Source organism: Labilibaculum antarcticum, assembly GCF_002356295.1.
Taxonomy (GTDB): Bacteria; Bacteroidota; Bacteroidia; order Bacteroidales; family Marinifilaceae; genus Labilibaculum; species Labilibaculum antarcticum.
Window position 1 is genome coordinate 3,945,850 of record NZ_AP018042.1, and the last position, 15,688, is coordinate 3,961,537.

A 15,688-nucleotide genomic window follows, 5' to 3' on the forward strand; every position below is an offset into this window, starting at 1 on the left:
TCTGTTTGAAACCTGACTGCGTTGAGTAAAAAAATGGCACTCCCTTTTAACGGATGCACCATCTCTATATTTAAAAAGTAAGCTCAATTTGATTATTCCTACTCCGGACTTGATCCTTTATCCTTGTTCCTTTCTCCTTTCTCCTTTTCCCTTGATCCTTACACCTTGTTCCTTGAAACTTGATCCTTGTTCCTTCCTCAGCACCAAATCCGAAGCCTGAAGAATCTTCAATTTTAAATTCTCAGGATAATCAGGACGTTCAGCCAAAAACTGACGGGTAATATCTCCAGCCTCTTTCGATTGAAGACCACTGTAACTAGTGCTCAGCCAATTGTATGGGAAGAATATATCGCCTGTAATCTGAATCTCTTGCAGTAATTCCAAAGCCTGTGGCAAGTAGGTCAATGCTTCCTTTTCCCGTAAGGGATGATTTAAATACCCCAAGCCATCTAAAACCCAACGTTCAATTTCTCTGTTTTCAGCTTTGTGCAGATTGGCAAAGAACTCTGCACGAATTTGCCGATCGGCAGAAAGGGCAGGAGCCACAAACTGCATGCGTTTTTTGCGATTAGGATTCTCAATTCGCTCCGTTTGTACAGCAACAAGCTCGTCTGATTTTTCGGGCATTTTTATAGCCAAATTGCAAGCTAAGGCAGTTGCTTTGGTTTCCGAAAGACTAAATCCGCCAATGGCAATTTCCTCTTTCCAAACTGCAAAGAGTTGTTCCAAACGCGATTTGCTTTCTGCAATACTGCTTAAAGTAGAGTACAAGCTCGATTTCTTGCTCATGTCCTTTTCCGCGTTCAATTGAATCCAAAGGCTGTCTTCCAAATGTTTCCCAATTTGTAATCTCTCTTCGGCACTTAAATGCAGCCAATAGACCGATTGCATATAAGATAACATGCGTTCCAAAATCAAGGTGCTTTTCTCCTTTGGTAGTTGCTTTTCGACGGCAAGCACAAATTCTTTTCCGTTTACTTCTCCCTCACAAAGATTCTCATAAAGGTTGATCCAGGCAACTCCACGCACCAAATCATCTTTAATTTTGTGCATGTTTTCAAGAAGGAATAGCTTGGTTTTAGCATCTAATTTAAAAAATCCATAGGCATTTCCTTTTCCATTTGGGATAATATAATCAGGTGTTCTTTTGCCTTTAGCTTTCGAAATCACAAGCTGTGGCTGATCAAATTTTACGGATAAAACTTCACTTGTTTTTTCATAGCCTAAAAGGATGTTCAAATCCTGATTCCAGTCACCAGGATTGCCTTTGGCATCAGTTTGTATGATTGTAAAGTCAGTAATCTGATCGTTTTCAGTCGTTATATCCGTTGATAGGGTCGGTCTTCCAGCCTTGTTTACCCAAACCTTACTCCACTGCTTTAAATTGCTTGTAGTGCTTGCGTCGAGTATGGCAATAAGGTCTTCCCATGTAGCATTGTCGTAGGAATAGTTTTTCAGATAAGTTTGTAAGCCTTTTTGCAATGCTTCCTCACCCGTAATCCGTTCCAGCATATCCATTACAATGGGCGATTTGTGGTAAATGATGCTTCCATAGACCGATCCGGCATCCTTAAGGTTTGGCAATACCTGATTAATTGGATTGGCTCCGCTTGTGCGATCTACGCTGTACGAACTAGGGAAATGTGCCATCTGAAATTTTAACTTGTGGTTCATATCCGGAAAGCTTGGATTCGTAATTTTATCGGCAAGGAAATTGGCAAAAACCTCTTTTAGCCAAACCTGATCGAACCATTTCATAGTCACTAAATCGCCAAACCACATGTGAGCAGTTTCGTGTGCAATTAAATTTGCCCGGTACAAGGTGCTTTTGTTGGTCGCATTTTTATCCAAAAACAATTTTGAAGCATTGTACAAGGTCGCTCCTGTGTGCTCCATTCCGCCATATTGAAAGGATGGAATCACAACAATATCGTACTTGGCAAAAGGGTAAGGGATATCGGTATATTCTTCCAGCCAATCCAGCGATTGAAATAGCAATCTAAATATTTCATCGGTATTGTCAGCCAGCTTTTTGAGATCAGTTTCACGGTGATACATGGTATGTTTCCGCCCCTTGTGTTCCCTAGTTATAGCTTCAAACTTTCCGGCTACGAAAGAAAATAAGTAGGTGGGAAGAGCTTTGGTCGTAAGAAAGCTGTAATGGCTTTGTTCACCTTCCTCTTTTTTAGAATCGAGCTTGCCATTGGCAATGGCCTTCCAATTTTTAGGCACCGTTAAATTCAACTGAAAGGCTGCTTTTAAATCTGGTTGGTCAAAGCATGGGAAAGCGGTTCTGGCTCTGTCCGGTACAAATAAAGTGTCTAAGAATTCATCGTTACGATTCAAGGAGCTGTTCCCGGCAGTAAATTCAATATCAATCTCGTTTTTTCCTTCTGCCAATTCCCCTTTCGGGATAATCAAATGTTCCAATTCAAATAGGTAGTTGGAGCTTTTCCCGTTACAAACTACTTTACGGATTAAGTCGGCATTTTCACGAAAATCAATTTGAAGATCCTGATTGGTTGACAGTAAATCGAAACTGATTTTATTTGTTCCTGAAATTGCTTCTTTACGAGCTTCGGGAATGTCAAAATTCAGCTGATATTTCAAATTGGAGATATTGGCTTTTCGGTATTCAGCCATTGTTTTGGCAACTCCTGCTTCAATGCTTATCTGTTTTGTGCTTGTGTGGCACAATGAAACAAGCAATGCAATAAGAACCAGAAATGTTTGTGCGGTTTTCACGGTTTTGGGTTTAAGTTAGATATGCTGGTTAAAGATAAAGGTTTAATGGACAAAGAGGAAGGATGCCAAATAAAAAGCCCGCCTAAACAGATTCGTTTGGGCGGGCCGATATATAGTAGTACTATTTTAATCTATTTCTCTCTGAAATTACTGCTCTCGAAAATTTTATTGGCATTGTCGGCTATAAAACTTGAGAATAGCTGTCCGTTTTCATCCGGATAACGAATGGCAAATTCATAGAAGCATGCAGGTATTTCGTATACACCTTCTTCAAATTCTACTTTAATAATATCGGAAAGGGTAGAGGACTGCTGCAATAGTTTTTCAGGCGTGCCTTTAATCTCACCACCCGAAGTGTTCATTTCAAAACCATTGTCTTTAATAAACTGATTCACTTTCTCGATGCTGTTGTATTTCTGGAGTGCGTTGATGCTAAGCGTGAAATGATTCACTCTAAATCCGTGAACGTAAAGCCATGCTGCATATTCCGATTCTTTGCGAAGCAATTGATAGTCGACATAAGATGGTTTTCCCCATACACTTCCTTTATGAATTACTTCAGGATCGGCATAATAGGCATTGCCCACCGAATTGAGTCTCCTTTTTACAGTTTTCTGAAATTCTTCGGAGAATTCAGATAAGATCAGTTCCGAAATAAAAACTTTGGGTGCATTTTCTTCGCTTGGGTGTTCCAAATGAACTGCTTTTAAATGCTTATCTTCGAATACATATTCTCCTTTAAATTCGTAGCCTGCTTTTATAAATCTCTTCGCCAGAACCTTAATATTCATTCTTGGATCATCGAAAGTTCGAAATGCTACATGATCATTAACGACTTGTTCGTTTTCTTTAATGAATAAATCAAGTATAGCTTGGGCGGAAGGGTTCTGCTTGGCGTATTCCTTCCATAGCCTATGAAATATTTCTTGTTGCATAATCTATGTTTTTTAATTATTTGGTAAGCTATGCATTTTATTGACTGGATTTATGTCTGTGTCCAGATTTCTTTTTAACATTCGCTCATTTTTTTGATAGGTTTGGTCAATATCATCATTCAATCCAAGCGAAATTCTTACCAAACCAACTGTTAAATTCATTTGTATCCGCTCATCTTCCGGAATCTCCGAAGAAGTGTTTCCGCCCGGCGAACAGAAGAGCGTTTTGTAAGCCCCCAGACTAACTGCTAAATACCCAAGCTTGCCTTTTTGTATGGCTTTCATAAATTGGTTTGCGGTATCTTATTTCTTTTAAATCAATTGCAAAGAGTCCACCCGAGCCATAGTTTTTGTGAGCCATTGCATTTATTAACTGATATTGTAGAGGAGTTTCGAGTCCCGGATATGGAATTGCAACACAATCGCTCATGCCATTTATAAATTTCGTTAAGCTGTGAACTACTGCATCGACACCTTCCTGTGCTGGAGTAAAAATTAAAGGAGAAAATGTATTGTCAACCACTAAAAGGCAATGATTCGCTTTTGCTATTTTAGAGAGCTCTCTGATGTTTGTTGTTTCTAACACAGGATTATCATAGTGTCGCAGTAAATGAGCTTTGTGCGCGCTGTAATGGCGTTTTTCACTTAAGTGAGATCAGTAGTGTTCCCAAATTTTGTAGTAACGCCAAATTTGGGCAGAAAGTTCTTCATGAGCGCATAGCTACCGCCATAAATAGTCCTGCTGGATACAATTCTATCTCCGGCACTGCAAATTTGCAGTAGGGCAGAGCAGGTGGCCGCCATTCCCGAGGAGGTAACCAAAGCATTTTCGGTGCCTTCCGAATTGGCCAGACTTTACGAAAGATAATGATTACTCGGGTTCCTGTGTCGTGAGTAAAGATAGCATCCCTCTACTTTAACTTCTAAAACATCACCCATAGTTTTGGATCAGGAGATAATTTCGGGTCTCCTGACTAATCAGGCATAAATTGTAGTCAAGCGAAAAGGGAAGTATTTTACATTCGTCCCTTTGATATCCTTCTTTTCTCGAGCCTGAAGGGCTCAAAGATAATAGCCCGGGGTAAATGAGCACAGCGAATGCCACCCTGGGATATAAATGTGGCAGTAAGTACCGGCGCAGGTAAAAAAAACATTTGGAAAGCAATTCGCGTTTGCGTCGGAATAGCAAAAGGCTTATCCTCGAAGCTTGAAAAGTTGAAATGCGAACCTTAGGGCAGTTCGCATAATTCGTGAGTCAAAGCTTGATTGCTGAATTTACCGAATATATAAAATCAAAAAAGCCTCCGACTCAAAATAATCGGAGGCTTTCTGCTTATTTTGGCGGTCTGGACGAGACTCGAACTCGCGACCCCATGCGTGACAGGCATGTATTCTAACCAACTGAACTACCAAACCAAAATATTCAACGATCTATTTATTTTAAGAGTAACAAATCAAAACTCTTTATTCTGGCGGTCTGGACGAGACTCGAACTCGCGACCCCATGCGTGACAGGCATGTATTCTAACCAACTGAACTACCAAACCAAAATATTCAACGACTTGTTTATTTTAAGAGTAACAAATCAAAACTCTTTATTCTGGCGGTCTGGACGAGACTCGAACTCGCGACCCCATGCGTGACAGGCATGTATTCTAACCAACTGAACTACCAAACCAAAATATTCAACGACTTGTTTATTTTAAGAGTAACAAATCAAAACTCTTTATTTTGGCGGTCTGGACGAGACTCGAACTCGCGACCCCATGCGTGACAGGCATGTATTCTAACCAACTGAACTACCAAACCAAAATGTAATAATTGCATTTCCCAAAAGGGAAACTGCAAATCAAAAATAGTGCAAAGAACTTTTTCTTTTAGCGGTCTGGACGAGACTCGAACTCGCGACCCCATGCGTGACAGGCATGTATTCTAACCAACTGAACTACCAAACCTTTTTTTGATTGCGATGCAAAGATAATGCAAGTTTCCTTACTTGCAATATCTGTATGCAACTTTTTTGTATGAAACTCTTCTTCGCAGTAGTAAAATCGCGGTTTTGAGCGTGTTACACTTGTGAAAAAAATGCATTTTTTTTAACAGAGAATTATTCATGTTCTTTAATCGACTTAAAGAAGCTAAAATTGACACTTCCGTAAACCCTTTTATCGTAATAGTTTGGATGTGTTGAAAAGTCATTTGTTGAGCCATGTTCAACAATTAAGATACCATCTTCTGTTAGCAATTCCTTTTCGAACACCAATTCTGGTATTGTTTCAAGTGACTTCATTTCGAATGGTGGATCTGCAAATATCAAATCAAATTTTTGAGGGAAATTCCGAAGAAATCTAAAAACATCCGATTTAACGGCTTGAATTTGCTCAAACTTTAATTCTTTGATCGTTTTTTGAATAAAGGAGAAATGGTTGTGATTTTTTTCCACACACATCACTTTTCCCGCTCCTCTGGAGGCAAATTCGTAACTAATACTTCCTGTACCACTAAAAAGATCTAATACTTTTAAATCTTCGAAATCAATAATGTTATTTAATACATTAAAAAGGTTTTCCTTGGCTAAATCAGTCGTTGGACGAGCCTTGAAATTTTTATCCGGAGATATTCTTCTTCCTTTATGAGTTCCACTTACTATTCGCACCTAGATAAATTTAAAAGGTTAATGAATTGATTGTATTCCTTTTGCGAAATACTATTATTTATTCTAAACTCCGACGGAAGTGATTTAACCTCAACCTGACCTAGGTATTTTTTTAGTAAAATAATTACTTTTTCATCCTCTTGAACAGCTCCATCTATAGTCAACTTACTTCTCTCATTATTCAATTTTTGTTGTTTAAAGATGTTGAGAACATAGTAAGCCAAATCGGAACTTGAGCTATATGGAAAAGTGTTTATGAAATGTTTACCATTTCGATCGGGGATGATTACATGGAAAAAGTAATTCTGTACGTTGAGAAAAACCGGTGGGTGGTTCTCAGCAATTTTTTGATTCAAAGCCTCTCTGTAAAAGGGTAAGCACTGATGATATAGCTTGCTGTTATCAAAGTGAGATTGAATAAATTCTTTAATGTTTTTTGGGAAAGAGAATACGATCCATGATTTTAACTCAGGAAACTCATTCCATTCCAAACATTCTTGCTTTTGAATACTATGAGATAGCTGAAAACTGTCATAGGCAAAGTCCTCCGAGAAAAATTCAGAAGGAATAAGTAATACCTTATCAGAAATCCAAAGTAACGAAACCTCTCTGAAATTTAAATTCAAGAGTTCGTTATTTCGAATAATTTCAATAAATGAATTGATTGGAATATTATCACTATTCTTTTTGAAAGGAATGAATTTATTCAAAGCAATACATTTCTTATTCTCGTTGAGTATAGAAAAAGAAAATCCATCCAGACCAAGCTGGATGGATAGAGTATATTCTTTTGTTTTGTTTTTATCAAATGATGAATCAACAAATACAAGGTCGTTCATGTAGAATTCTATTATTCCCAGTTACCTGCGTTGTTGTTTGCTTCCTCAAGAGAACCAACCTTTAGGCCTGGATATTTATTTAAACGAATACGATTACCATTTTCTTCAAGAATTTCTTCGCGATATACATTCATAATATCATCAAATATATCCATGTTTGAAACTTTGGCTTCAAATACTTGAACTGCTACATTAGAACCAGTAAGAAAAACAGTAGCGCCTAATTTAAATTGTGTTTTTCCTTTTGTAAATGGAACAAAACGTAAATTCTCGATTGGATATTTTTTTCCAAAAACAGTGTCAAGAGCAGCAATCATGATCGTATCACGAGTAATGAACCCTTTCATAACAGCTTCTTTTTCAGTCATACCAGCTTCAACTTGTTCATCAGTAAGAGAACCGATAGATTTAATCAAAGGCATAGAATCTGTTTTGATGAAACTGATTAAAGTGTCAAAGCTTCCGGTATATTTACTATAAACATCTTTATAAGCACCTTGAGCTTTACGGATATCTTTCAATTGTTCAGTAATTCGTTCGTATCTTTGATCTTTTATTTTACCAAATTTAATAGGTTTCATTATGCTTTGGTAGCCTAAAAAGGCAAGTACAACAATAGCTATGGCAAGTAAAATTTGAAGGACTTTTTTCATTTTTATTCTTATTAGTTTGTAAGTTTGTCTGCAAATTTAAAAAAAAAATCTATTTGGTTATTTTTCTAGCCATTAAAATTATCAAAAATGTTAAAAAATCATGTAGCAATACTGATTAATGAAAGTTTGAACTTCGATCCAACCGCAGACCAGCACAGGGCAATTGACTGTTTGGCGGATTATGTAACCAATAATGACGAATGTGGAATTTTTTTGTTAAAAGGTTATGCCGGTACAGGAAAGACGACTTTGGTGAGTGCTTTGGTATCTGTTTTGGATAAAATGAAAATTAATTCAGTGCTTCTCGCTCCAACTGGACGAGCGGCAAAAGTTCTTACTTACTATTCAAAAAAATCAGCTTATACAATCCATAAAAAAATTTATCGTCAGAAATCTCTTACTGATGATCTCGGTTTGTTCGCTCTAGATCGAAATATGAACAATAATACTGTTTTTTTGGTGGATGAGGCATCAATGATTTCAAATTATTCTGCAGAGGCATCGGTTTTTGGTTCTGGCAGATTGCTGGATGATTTAATGCAATATGTATTCTCAAGGAAAAATTGTCGGTTGATTTTGATTGGGGATACGGCTCAGTTGCCTCCAATAGGATTGGATATTAGTCCTGCTCTTGATTCTCATGAACTGGAGTCATGCTACAATATGCCGGTAAAGGAGATGATCTTAACTCAGGTTGTTCGTCAAAATCAAGAATCGGGTATTTTAATGAACGCAACGAACTTAAGATGCATGCTGGCCGATGAAAAAAAAGGCTATCCTGTTTTGTTTACAAAAAATTATCCTGATATAAAACGAATTGGAGGAGCCGAATTGATTGAGGAAATTTCGAACTCCCATTCTGAGTTTGGTCTTGAGGATACTATTGTAATTAGTCGTTCTAATAAAAGGGCAAATAAATTCAATCAGGGAATTCGAAATGCGGTATTGTATCGCGAGGAAGAGATTTCCAGTGGAGATTATTTGATGGTTGTGAAGAATAATTATTTCTGGGCACAGGATATAAAGGAAATGGATTTTATAGCCAATGGCGATATTGTAGAAATCGTACGAATACATAAGTATATGGAAATGTATGGATTTCGTTATGCTGAGGTCACTATTCGGTTTCCGGATTACAAGGATATTGAATTAGATACCATGATCATGTTAGACACACTTGATATTGAAACGGCATCTCTTGGATACGAGAAAAATAAAAAACTATTTTTTACCATTGCCGAAGATTATGCGGATATTCGTTCTAAGAAAGCGCGATACGAAAAAGTGCGGGACAATAAGTTTTTTAATGCTTTGCAAGTGAAATTTTCATATGCTGTTACCTGTCACAAAGCTCAGGGAGGACAATGGAAATCAGTATTTGTAGATCAAGGATACTTAATCGATGAGTTGTTAACGCCAGAGTATTACCGTTGGCTCTACACGGCGGTAACTCGTGCTACCGAAAAATTGTTTCTTGTTAATTTTAAAAAAGAATTCTTTCCTGATGAGAATGAGATTTAAAGCTCAATGCCAATAATCAGAATGTCGTCGGTTTGTTCATTGTTTTCTTTCCAACTTTCAAACCAGTTGAAGATATCTGATTTCTGCAGGTTGATGGATTTGTTTTGAATGGATAGTAATTTGTCGTAAAATTGCTTCTTTTTAAGTGTTTTAAGCTGTTGTCCGCCAAGTTGGTCTGTAATCCCATCTGTGTACAAGAAAATCCTGTCACCAGCCTGTGTTGCTATCTTTTTAGTTGTGAATTCAGCAAATTCGGATTCTTTACCAATTGAATTTCGATCACCTTGAATTTCGAAAAGAGAATAGTCCTCATTACTAACTTTTGCTTCAGTCAATTCATTGTCGCATTTTACAGGCTCTGAACTTTTCCTGATCAAAACCAGTGATCTTTTTGCTCCTACAAATTCCAATATCTGGTCTTGTGGGTAAATGGAGCAAAATAACCCATCCATGCCGTCGTACTGAGTATAAGTATCGCCAGATGTGTTCAGAATTCGACTAAATTTTTGACTTAACAGAGGAAAAACATGTTCAGCACTAACTTCGTTTCCATTTTGAGAAAGAGTATGCAGTTCCATTTGTCCCATAACTGTTAACATCGCAGCAGGAACTCCGTGTCCGGTGCAATCAAATAAGCCAATGTTTTTTTTATGGAAATTCTGTTGAATCCAATAAAAATCTCCACTCACAACATGTTTGGGCAGATTAATAATAAAGGATTTGGAGAATAATCTTCTGAAATTTTCAGCATCAGGAAGAATAGATCTTTGAATTCTACCTGCATGAATCATACCTTGATGAATGTCATAGTATGACTTGTATTTTGAAATTTCTTGTTTTTGTTCATTGATTTGAAATGCAATTAATACTTTAGTTTGCAGTTCCGTAAAATCAATTGGCTTTTTAACGTAATCTTGTGCACCTAAACTTAAGGTGGCTTTTATGGACTCCATTTCTGTTTTGGCCGAAACCATTATGACAGGAATGTTTTTTAATCTTTCATTCTCCTGCATTTTTTCGAGCACCTCAATGCCATCCATTACCGGCATCATAATGTCGAGAAGAATAACATCTGGAACGTTGTCGTTTAACCAGTCGAGAGCTTGCTGACCACCCTCCTTAGAAATGACAGTATAATCGCGTCTGAAATAAGCTTCAATTAATTTATTATTAATTGGAGAGTCGTCAACAGATAGAATGGTTCTTTTGTTATCCATAATGAGTTAAAAGATATAGGGCAGCATAAAGCTACCCTAAAAATATTAGTTTAATTTCAAAGAGCTAATAATTCCTTGAATTTTTTTGTTGGCTTTTTCTTCAGTAGCGTAAAAATCTTCAATTGAAGCAAGTGTTTCGCGCACCTCGAAATAGTATTTTATTTTTGGCTCAGTTCCCGATGGACGAACAGAAATCTTTGTTCCGTCTTCCAAATAAAATTGAAGAACATCAGCAGTAGTCTCAAAATTCAATGCCGTTTCTTCACCAGTTACTGGGTTTGTAGCTATTCTTGTTGTGTAATCCTTCACCAAAACTAAGGTCGATCCATTAATTTCTTTCGGACGATTGTAGCGATAGTCGTACATTAATTTTTCAATTTCCTGTGCGCCTTGCAGTCCTTCACGAACGATATAAATCATTTTCTCTTTCGAATAACCATATTCTACATAGATATCTTTAAGAATATCGAATACGTTTTTCCCTTGCTCTTTAGCCCAGGCTGCAATCTCGGCCATAATGCTACAAGAAGATACTGCATCTTTATCACGGGTAAAATCACCAGGCATATAGCCAAAAGATTCCTCGCCACCACCGATATAGTTTTTCTCAGGATTTTTTCTGATTACATAAGCAATCCATTTAAATCCTGTGTAAGCATCAAAACATTGTACATTGTTTTTCTCTGCTACCTCTTTGAATAACTCTGTTGTAACAATAGTTTTTACCACATAATCGTTACCAGTTAAAAGTCCAAGTTCTTTTCTTCTTCTAATTAAGTAGTAGTTAAAAATAAGAGCAGTCTGATTTCCATTTACTATTTCCCATTCTCCTTTATCGTTCGTAGCAGCAATGCCCAAGCGGTCACCATCAGGGTCACAAGCCATTACTATATCAGCATTAACTTCCTTGGCTTTATCAACTGCCATTTTTAACGCTTCTGGTTCTTCAGGATTTGCCGACCAAACAGTAGGGAAGTTACCATCTACTACATCTTGTTCTGGAATATGAATTACGTTCTCAAAACCGTAATTTTTTAGTGAAGCAGGAACCAATCTTACTGTTGTTCCATGTAATGGCGTAAAAACAATTTTTAAATCTTTTTGATTTTTGATTGCTTCAGGAGAAAGACTTAATGTTTTAACTTTATCAAGAAAAAGTTTATCCATATCTTCGCCAAGAACTTCGATTAGAGCAGGATTCCCTTTGAATTTGATTTCTTCAAGTTTTACTGCCTTAACTTCGTCAATTACATTTTTATCGTGAGGAATAACCAATTGAGAACCATCTTCCCAATATGCTTTATATCCATTGTATTCTTTAGGATTGTGTGATGCAGTAATAATAACACCTGATTGACAACCCAAATGACGAATTGCAAAAGACATTTCTGGTGTTGGTCTTAAATCTTCAAAAATATATGCTTTAATACCATTTGCCGAGAAAATATTAGCAACAGTATCCGAGTATAATTTGCTATTGTTTCTACAATCATAGCCAATACAAACAGAAAGATTTTCTTGTCCTGCGAAGGCTTTATTAATATAGTTGGCTAATCCTTGAGTAGCGGCACCAACAGTGTAAATATTCATTCTGTTAGTTCCTGGACCCATTTTACCACGTAAGCCTCCAGTTCCAAATTCAAGATCTTTATAAAATGATTCTATTAAATCAGTTTTGTCTTCCTTTTCTAATAATGATTTTACAGCATTTTTAGTTTCCTGATCATATTTCCCCTCAAGCCATGCTTGGGCTTTTTCATTTACGATTTTAAAAATCTCAGTCTCGTTCATCTTTGATACAATTTCTTTCGGTTAACTATTCAGTAATTCTTTTAATACAATGTTCAATTCTGCTTCTCCAGTGTGGTATTTCGAGTGTAAAAATATGTTTAATTTTCGATTTATTCAATACGCTGTAGTGTGGTCTTTTTGCAAGGCATTGAAAATCTTTGCTTTCGATGCTGTTAATTTTACATTTATTTTTCGATGTGTTTTGTATTTCAGTGGCGAAATCGTACCAACTACATACGCCTTCGTTGGAATAATGATAGGTTCCAAAATCAGTAAAGTGACTCTTTTCAGTGATGCTTTGAATGATATGCAAAATGGTGTAAGCCAGGTCGTGCGCATAGGTGGGAGAGCCAATTTGGTCGCCTACAACATCTAGTGAATCTTTTTCTTTGCCTAAGCCTAGCATTGTCTTAAGAAAATTTTTCCCAAATGGAGAGTATAACCAAGAGGTTCGTATGATAATATGTTGTTGGCAAATGTTTCGAACATTTTCTTCACCTTCAAATTTGGTTCTGCCGTAAACACCCATGGGTTTAGCCTTCTGATCCTCAGTGTATGGTGTTGAATTATCTCCAGAAAACACATAGTCGGTAGATATGTGAACTAAAATAATATTGTTCTGCATGGCTATCGTAGCCAGATTTTTTACCGCATCAGCATTGATTAATTTGGCTGCTTGCTCATTTTCTTCCGCCTGATCAACATTAGTGTATGCTGCGCAATTTACGATGTAGGAAATTTGTTTGTCGGTAATGTAACTGTCTATTGCATCCAAAGCACAGATATCCAGTTCCTCAATATCCGTAAAGAAAAATTGAAGATTATTAAACTGAATCGATAACTCTTTTATTTCGGAGCCTAACTGTCCTTTAGAGCCTGTAATTAGGATGTTTGTCATGCTTTATTTACTGTATTTAAAATTTTTCTCCACCTCTTTAAAGTTTGGAAACACTTTGTCCTTTGGGGAGATAATGGCTTTGTTAGGCTCTACTCTCCAATTAATATTTAAGAATGGATCGTTAAAATTGATCCCTCTTTCGGCTTTCGGATTATACAAGTTGTCACATTTGTAGATGAAGGTTGCAGATTCGCTTAAGACAGAAAAGCCATGAGCAAATCCTTTAGGGATCAGAAACTGAATTTTGTTATCCGCCGACAATTCAATACCACTCCATTGCCCGAAAGTAGGAGAGTCTTTTCTTAGATCAACAGCAACATCGAAAACTTTACCTTCAATTACCCGAACTAATTTCGTTTGTGAGTAAGGTGCCAATTGATAGTGAAGTCCTCTTATTACTCCATATCCCGATTTGGATTCATTATCCTGAACAAATGACAGATCTAGACCTTTTTCGCGGAAAATCTTTTCATTGTAACTCTCGAAAAAATATCCTCGTTCATCTTCAAAAACTTTGGGTTTGATTATTAATAAGTCTGGGATTTTTGTTTTAATAATTTCCATTTCGAATTCCCTTGTTTTTAATATTTTCATTGGCCACCATCATCAAATATTCCCCGTATTGATTTTTAAGTAATGGTTGCGCTAATTCAATTAAGTCTTCTCTGCTTATAAATCCATTACGATAAGCAATCTCTTCCAAACAGGCAACTTTTAATCCTTGCCTTTGTTCTATTGTTGCAATGTAATTAGATGCCTGAAGCATACTGTCGTGAGTTCCTGTATCCAGCCAGGCAATTCCGCGTCCTAAAACCTGAAGTTTTAGATTGTCTTCTTTCAGGTAAATTAGGTTTAGATCTGTTATTTCGAGTTCGCCTCGTTTCGATGGTTTTAATGATTTGGCCTTTTCAATCACAGTGTTGTCGTAAAAATACAAGCCAGTTACTGCGTAGTTGGATTTAGGATGTTCTGGTTTTTCTTCCAAGCTTTTGACTTTGCCATTTTCATCAAAATCAGCAACACCATATCTTTCCGGATCTTTAACATGATATCCAAAAACCAGTGCTCCTTCGGTTAATTTCGCCGAAGCTACCAGTTGCTTGCCAAATTCATATCCGTAGTAAAGATTGTCACCTAAAATCATACAAACTGGGCTGTCTCCAATAAACTCTTCACCAATAATAAATGCTTGTGCTAATCCGTCTGGCGAGGGTTGTTCGGCGTACGAAAGGTTTAGACCAAACTGGTTTCCATTTCCAAAAAGATCTTTGTAAAGATGTAAATCTTTTGGTGTTGAAATGATTAGGATTTCTTTTATTCCTGCAAGCATCAAAACAGAAAGAGGGTAGTATATCATTGGTTTGTCGTAAACCGGGATGATTTGTTTCGAAATGCTTTTTGTGATCGGATAAAGTCTTGTGCCCGAACCCCCAGCTAATATAATTCCTTTCATTTAGTGTGTCGGTTTGATTGATAATAAGTTATCAAAATACGAAATTGTTCGAAGTAAACCTTCATTTAATTGAATTTTTGGTTCCCAGTCGTTTAATTCCATTTTCGCAAGGCTAATATTCGGCTGTCTTTGTGTTGGATCGTCTTTAGGTAAAGGCAAATGAATGATTTTAGAGTTTGAATTGGTTAGTTCAATTACTTTTTGAGCCAATTCAAGAATTGTAAATTCATTAGGGTTGCCAACATTAACCGGACCAATAAATTCCTTTCTTGAGTTCATCATTCGTATCATACCTTCCAGTAGATCGTCAACATACTGAAAACTTCTGGTTTGAAGACCATCGCCAAAAAGAGTAATGTCCTCACCTTTTAGTGCCTGAACAATAAAATTCGATACCACACGACCATCATTTGGATGCATGTTAGGACCGTAGGTGTTGAAAATACGGACAATTTTTATGGCAACATTATTTTGGGTGTGATAATCCATGAACAAAGTCTCGGCACAACGTTTCCCTTCATCGTAACAGGAACGAATTCCAATTGGATTCACATTTCCCCAGTAGTCTTCTGTTTGTGGGTGTATTTCAGGATCACCATAGACTTCACTTGTTGAGGCCTGAAGAATTCGGGCATTTATTCTTTTGGCTAAACCAAGCAGGTTGATTGAGCCCATTACTGAAGTTTTGGTGGTCTTAATTGGATTGTATTGGTAGTGCACAGGAGATGCTGGACATGCCAAATTGTAAATTTGATCGACCTCGGCATAGTACGGTTGCGTAATGTCGTGACGAACAAGTTCAAAATATGGATTATCCATTAAATGAGCAATGTTCTTCTTTGAACCCGTGAAATAATTGTCCAAACAGATCACATCATTGCCTTCTTTTAGTAATCTCTCGCAAAGATGTGAACCAATAAATCCAGCTCCTCCGGTAATTAAAATTCTTTTCATAATTTAAATCCTTGATCCAGTTTTGG

General features: G+C 36.9%; 15 protein-coding genes and 5 tRNA genes. 1 reads left to right on the forward strand and 19 read right to left on the reverse strand.

Translation table 11 applies throughout. The features are described from left to right. Positions 1-117 precede the first annotated feature (117 nt). The 13 genes from ALGA_RS15510 to ALGA_RS15570 all read right to left on the reverse strand — a co-directional run bounded on the left by ALGA_RS15510 (position 118) and on the right by ALGA_RS15570 (position 7,828). Positions 118-2,745 carry a M1 family metallopeptidase gene (locus ALGA_RS15510; RefSeq protein WP_096430661.1) on the reverse strand — a complete coding sequence of 876 codons (2,628 nt, stop codon included), beginning with the start codon at positions 2,743-2,745 and terminating at the stop codon, positions 118-120. Positions 2,746-2,876: 131 nt separating this feature from the next. Further along, positions 2,877-3,680 (reverse strand): DUF1338 domain-containing protein, encoded by an 804-nt coding sequence (locus ALGA_RS15515; RefSeq protein ID WP_173804020.1) that lies wholly within the window; start codon positions 3,678-3,680, stop codon positions 2,877-2,879. 12 nt (positions 3,681-3,692) lie between these two features. After that, positions 3,693-3,965: a PLP-dependent transferase gene (locus ALGA_RS15520; RefSeq protein WP_096430665.1), complete on the reverse strand. Its 273-nt coding sequence runs from the start codon at positions 3,963-3,965 to the stop codon at positions 3,693-3,695. Continuing rightward, positions 3,922-4,266: a PLP-dependent transferase gene (locus ALGA_RS23480; RefSeq protein ID WP_197705588.1), complete on the reverse strand. Its 345-nt coding sequence runs from the start codon at positions 4,264-4,266 to the stop codon at positions 3,922-3,924. Before ALGA_RS23480 ends, ALGA_RS15520 begins: the two co-directional genes overlap by 44 nt. Before the next feature lie 59 nt (positions 4,267-4,325). Beyond that, positions 4,326-4,532: a PLP-dependent transferase gene (locus ALGA_RS23645; RefSeq protein ID WP_394339916.1), complete on the reverse strand. Its 207-nt coding sequence runs from the start codon at positions 4,530-4,532 to the stop codon at positions 4,326-4,328. Between the two features lie 487 nt (positions 4,533-5,019). Further along, positions 5,020-5,096: transfer RNA gene (locus ALGA_RS15535), tRNA-Asp, on the reverse strand. A 54-nt stretch (positions 5,097-5,150) separates the two neighbouring features. Beyond that, positions 5,151-5,227 (reverse strand) — tRNA-Asp (locus tag ALGA_RS15540). Between the two features lie 54 nt (positions 5,228-5,281). Continuing rightward, positions 5,282-5,358, reverse strand: a tRNA-Asp gene (locus tag ALGA_RS15545). A gap of 54 nt (positions 5,359-5,412) precedes the next feature. Then, positions 5,413-5,489, reverse strand: a tRNA-Asp gene (locus ALGA_RS15550). Between the two features lie 72 nt (positions 5,490-5,561). Next, a tRNA-Asp gene (locus ALGA_RS15555) sits at positions 5,562-5,635 on the reverse strand. Positions 5,636-5,787: 152 nt separating this feature from the next. Further along, on the reverse strand, positions 5,788-6,336 hold the full coding sequence (gene rsmD, locus ALGA_RS15560) for a 16S rRNA (guanine(966)-N(2))-methyltransferase RsmD (RefSeq protein WP_096430671.1): 549 nt from the start codon (positions 6,334-6,336) through the stop codon (positions 5,788-5,790). Beyond that, the gene (locus tag ALGA_RS15565; RefSeq protein ID WP_096430673.1) at positions 6,327-7,175 is read right to left on the reverse strand and encodes a DUF3822 family protein; all 849 of its coding nucleotides are present in this window, start codon (positions 7,173-7,175) and stop codon (positions 6,327-6,329) included. The genes rsmD and ALGA_RS15565 overlap by 10 nt, the downstream gene beginning before the upstream one ends. A gap of 11 nt (positions 7,176-7,186) precedes the next feature. Continuing rightward, a complete protein-coding gene (locus ALGA_RS15570; protein ID WP_096430675.1) occupies positions 7,187-7,828 on the reverse strand; it encodes a hypothetical protein in 642 nt (213 codons plus the stop codon). Between the two features lie 87 nt (positions 7,829-7,915). Between ALGA_RS15570 and ALGA_RS15575 the strand changes: the two genes are divergently transcribed. Continuing rightward, positions 7,916-9,349, forward strand: a complete 1,434-nt coding sequence (locus ALGA_RS15575) for an ATP-dependent DNA helicase (RefSeq protein ID WP_096430677.1) — start codon at positions 7,916-7,918, stop codon at positions 9,347-9,349. Here ALGA_RS15575 and ALGA_RS15580 read toward each other — a convergent pair. The 6 genes from ALGA_RS15580 to ALGA_RS15605 are packed head-to-tail and all read right to left on the reverse strand — an operon-like array spanning position 9,346 to position 15,662. Next, entirely contained in the window at positions 9,346-10,566 is a 1,221-nt protein-coding gene (locus ALGA_RS15580; protein ID WP_096430679.1) for a response regulator, read from the reverse strand. The genes ALGA_RS15575 and ALGA_RS15580 overlap by 4 nt on opposite strands. A 45-nt stretch (positions 10,567-10,611) precedes the next feature. Then, a complete protein-coding gene (locus tag ALGA_RS15585; RefSeq protein WP_096430681.1) occupies positions 10,612-12,357 on the reverse strand; it encodes a phospho-sugar mutase in 1,746 nt (581 codons plus the stop codon). 25 nt (positions 12,358-12,382) lie between these two features. Further along, on the reverse strand, positions 12,383-13,255 hold the full coding sequence (rfbD, locus tag ALGA_RS15590) for a dTDP-4-dehydrorhamnose reductase (protein WP_096430683.1): 873 nt from the start codon (positions 13,253-13,255) through the stop codon (positions 12,383-12,385). Between the two features lie 3 nt (positions 13,256-13,258). Further along, a complete protein-coding gene (gene rfbC, locus ALGA_RS15595; RefSeq protein ID WP_096433687.1) occupies positions 13,259-13,819 on the reverse strand; it encodes a dTDP-4-dehydrorhamnose 3,5-epimerase in 561 nt (186 codons plus the stop codon). Continuing rightward, positions 13,806-14,708, reverse strand: a complete 903-nt coding sequence (rfbA, locus tag ALGA_RS15600; protein WP_096430685.1) for a glucose-1-phosphate thymidylyltransferase RfbA — start codon at positions 14,706-14,708, stop codon at positions 13,806-13,808. The genes rfbC and rfbA overlap by 14 nt, the downstream gene beginning before the upstream one ends. Further along, complete coding sequence (locus ALGA_RS15605) at positions 14,709-15,662, reverse strand: UDP-glucuronic acid decarboxylase family protein (RefSeq protein WP_096430687.1); 954 nt, start codon at positions 15,660-15,662, stop codon at positions 14,709-14,711. Positions 15,663-15,688: the final 26 nt, after the last annotated feature.

Bases quoted from the DNA above. Each gene is read 5' to 3' on its own strand.
- ALGA_RS15515 (WP_173804020.1), bottom strand. From the start codon at position 3,680: ATGCAACAAGAAATATTTCATAGGCTATGGAAGGAATACGCCAAGCAG.
- ALGA_RS15520 (WP_096430665.1), bottom strand. From the start codon at position 3,965: ATGAAAGCCATACAAAAAGGCAAGCTTGGGTATTTAGCAGTTAGTCTG.
- ALGA_RS15565 (WP_096430673.1), bottom strand. From the start codon at position 7,175: ATGAACGACCTTGTATTTGTTGATTCATCATTTGATAAAAACAAAACA.
- ALGA_RS15570 (WP_096430675.1), bottom strand. From the start codon at position 7,828: ATGAAAAAAGTCCTTCAAATTTTACTTGCCATAGCTATTGTTGTACTT.
- ALGA_RS15575 (WP_096430677.1), top strand. From the start codon at position 7,916: ATGTTAAAAAATCATGTAGCAATACTGATTAATGAAAGTTTGAACTTC.
- ALGA_RS15580 (WP_096430679.1), bottom strand. From the start codon at position 10,566: ATGGATAACAAAAGAACCATTCTATCTGTTGACGACTCTCCAATTAAT.
- ALGA_RS15585 (WP_096430681.1), bottom strand. From the start codon at position 12,357: ATGAACGAGACTGAGATTTTTAAAATCGTAAATGAAAAAGCCCAAGCA.
- rfbD (WP_096430683.1), bottom strand. From the start codon at position 13,255: ATGACAAACATCCTAATTACAGGCTCTAAAGGACAGTTAGGCTCCGAA.
- rfbC (WP_096433687.1), bottom strand. From the start codon at position 13,819: ATGGAAATTATTAAAACAAAAATCCCAGACTTATTAATAATCAAACCC.
- rfbA (WP_096430685.1), bottom strand. From the start codon at position 14,708: ATGAAAGGAATTATATTAGCTGGGGGTTCGGGCACAAGACTTTATCCG.
- ALGA_RS15605 (WP_096430687.1), bottom strand. From the start codon at position 15,662: ATGAAAAGAATTTTAATTACCGGAGGAGCTGGATTTATTGGTTCACAT.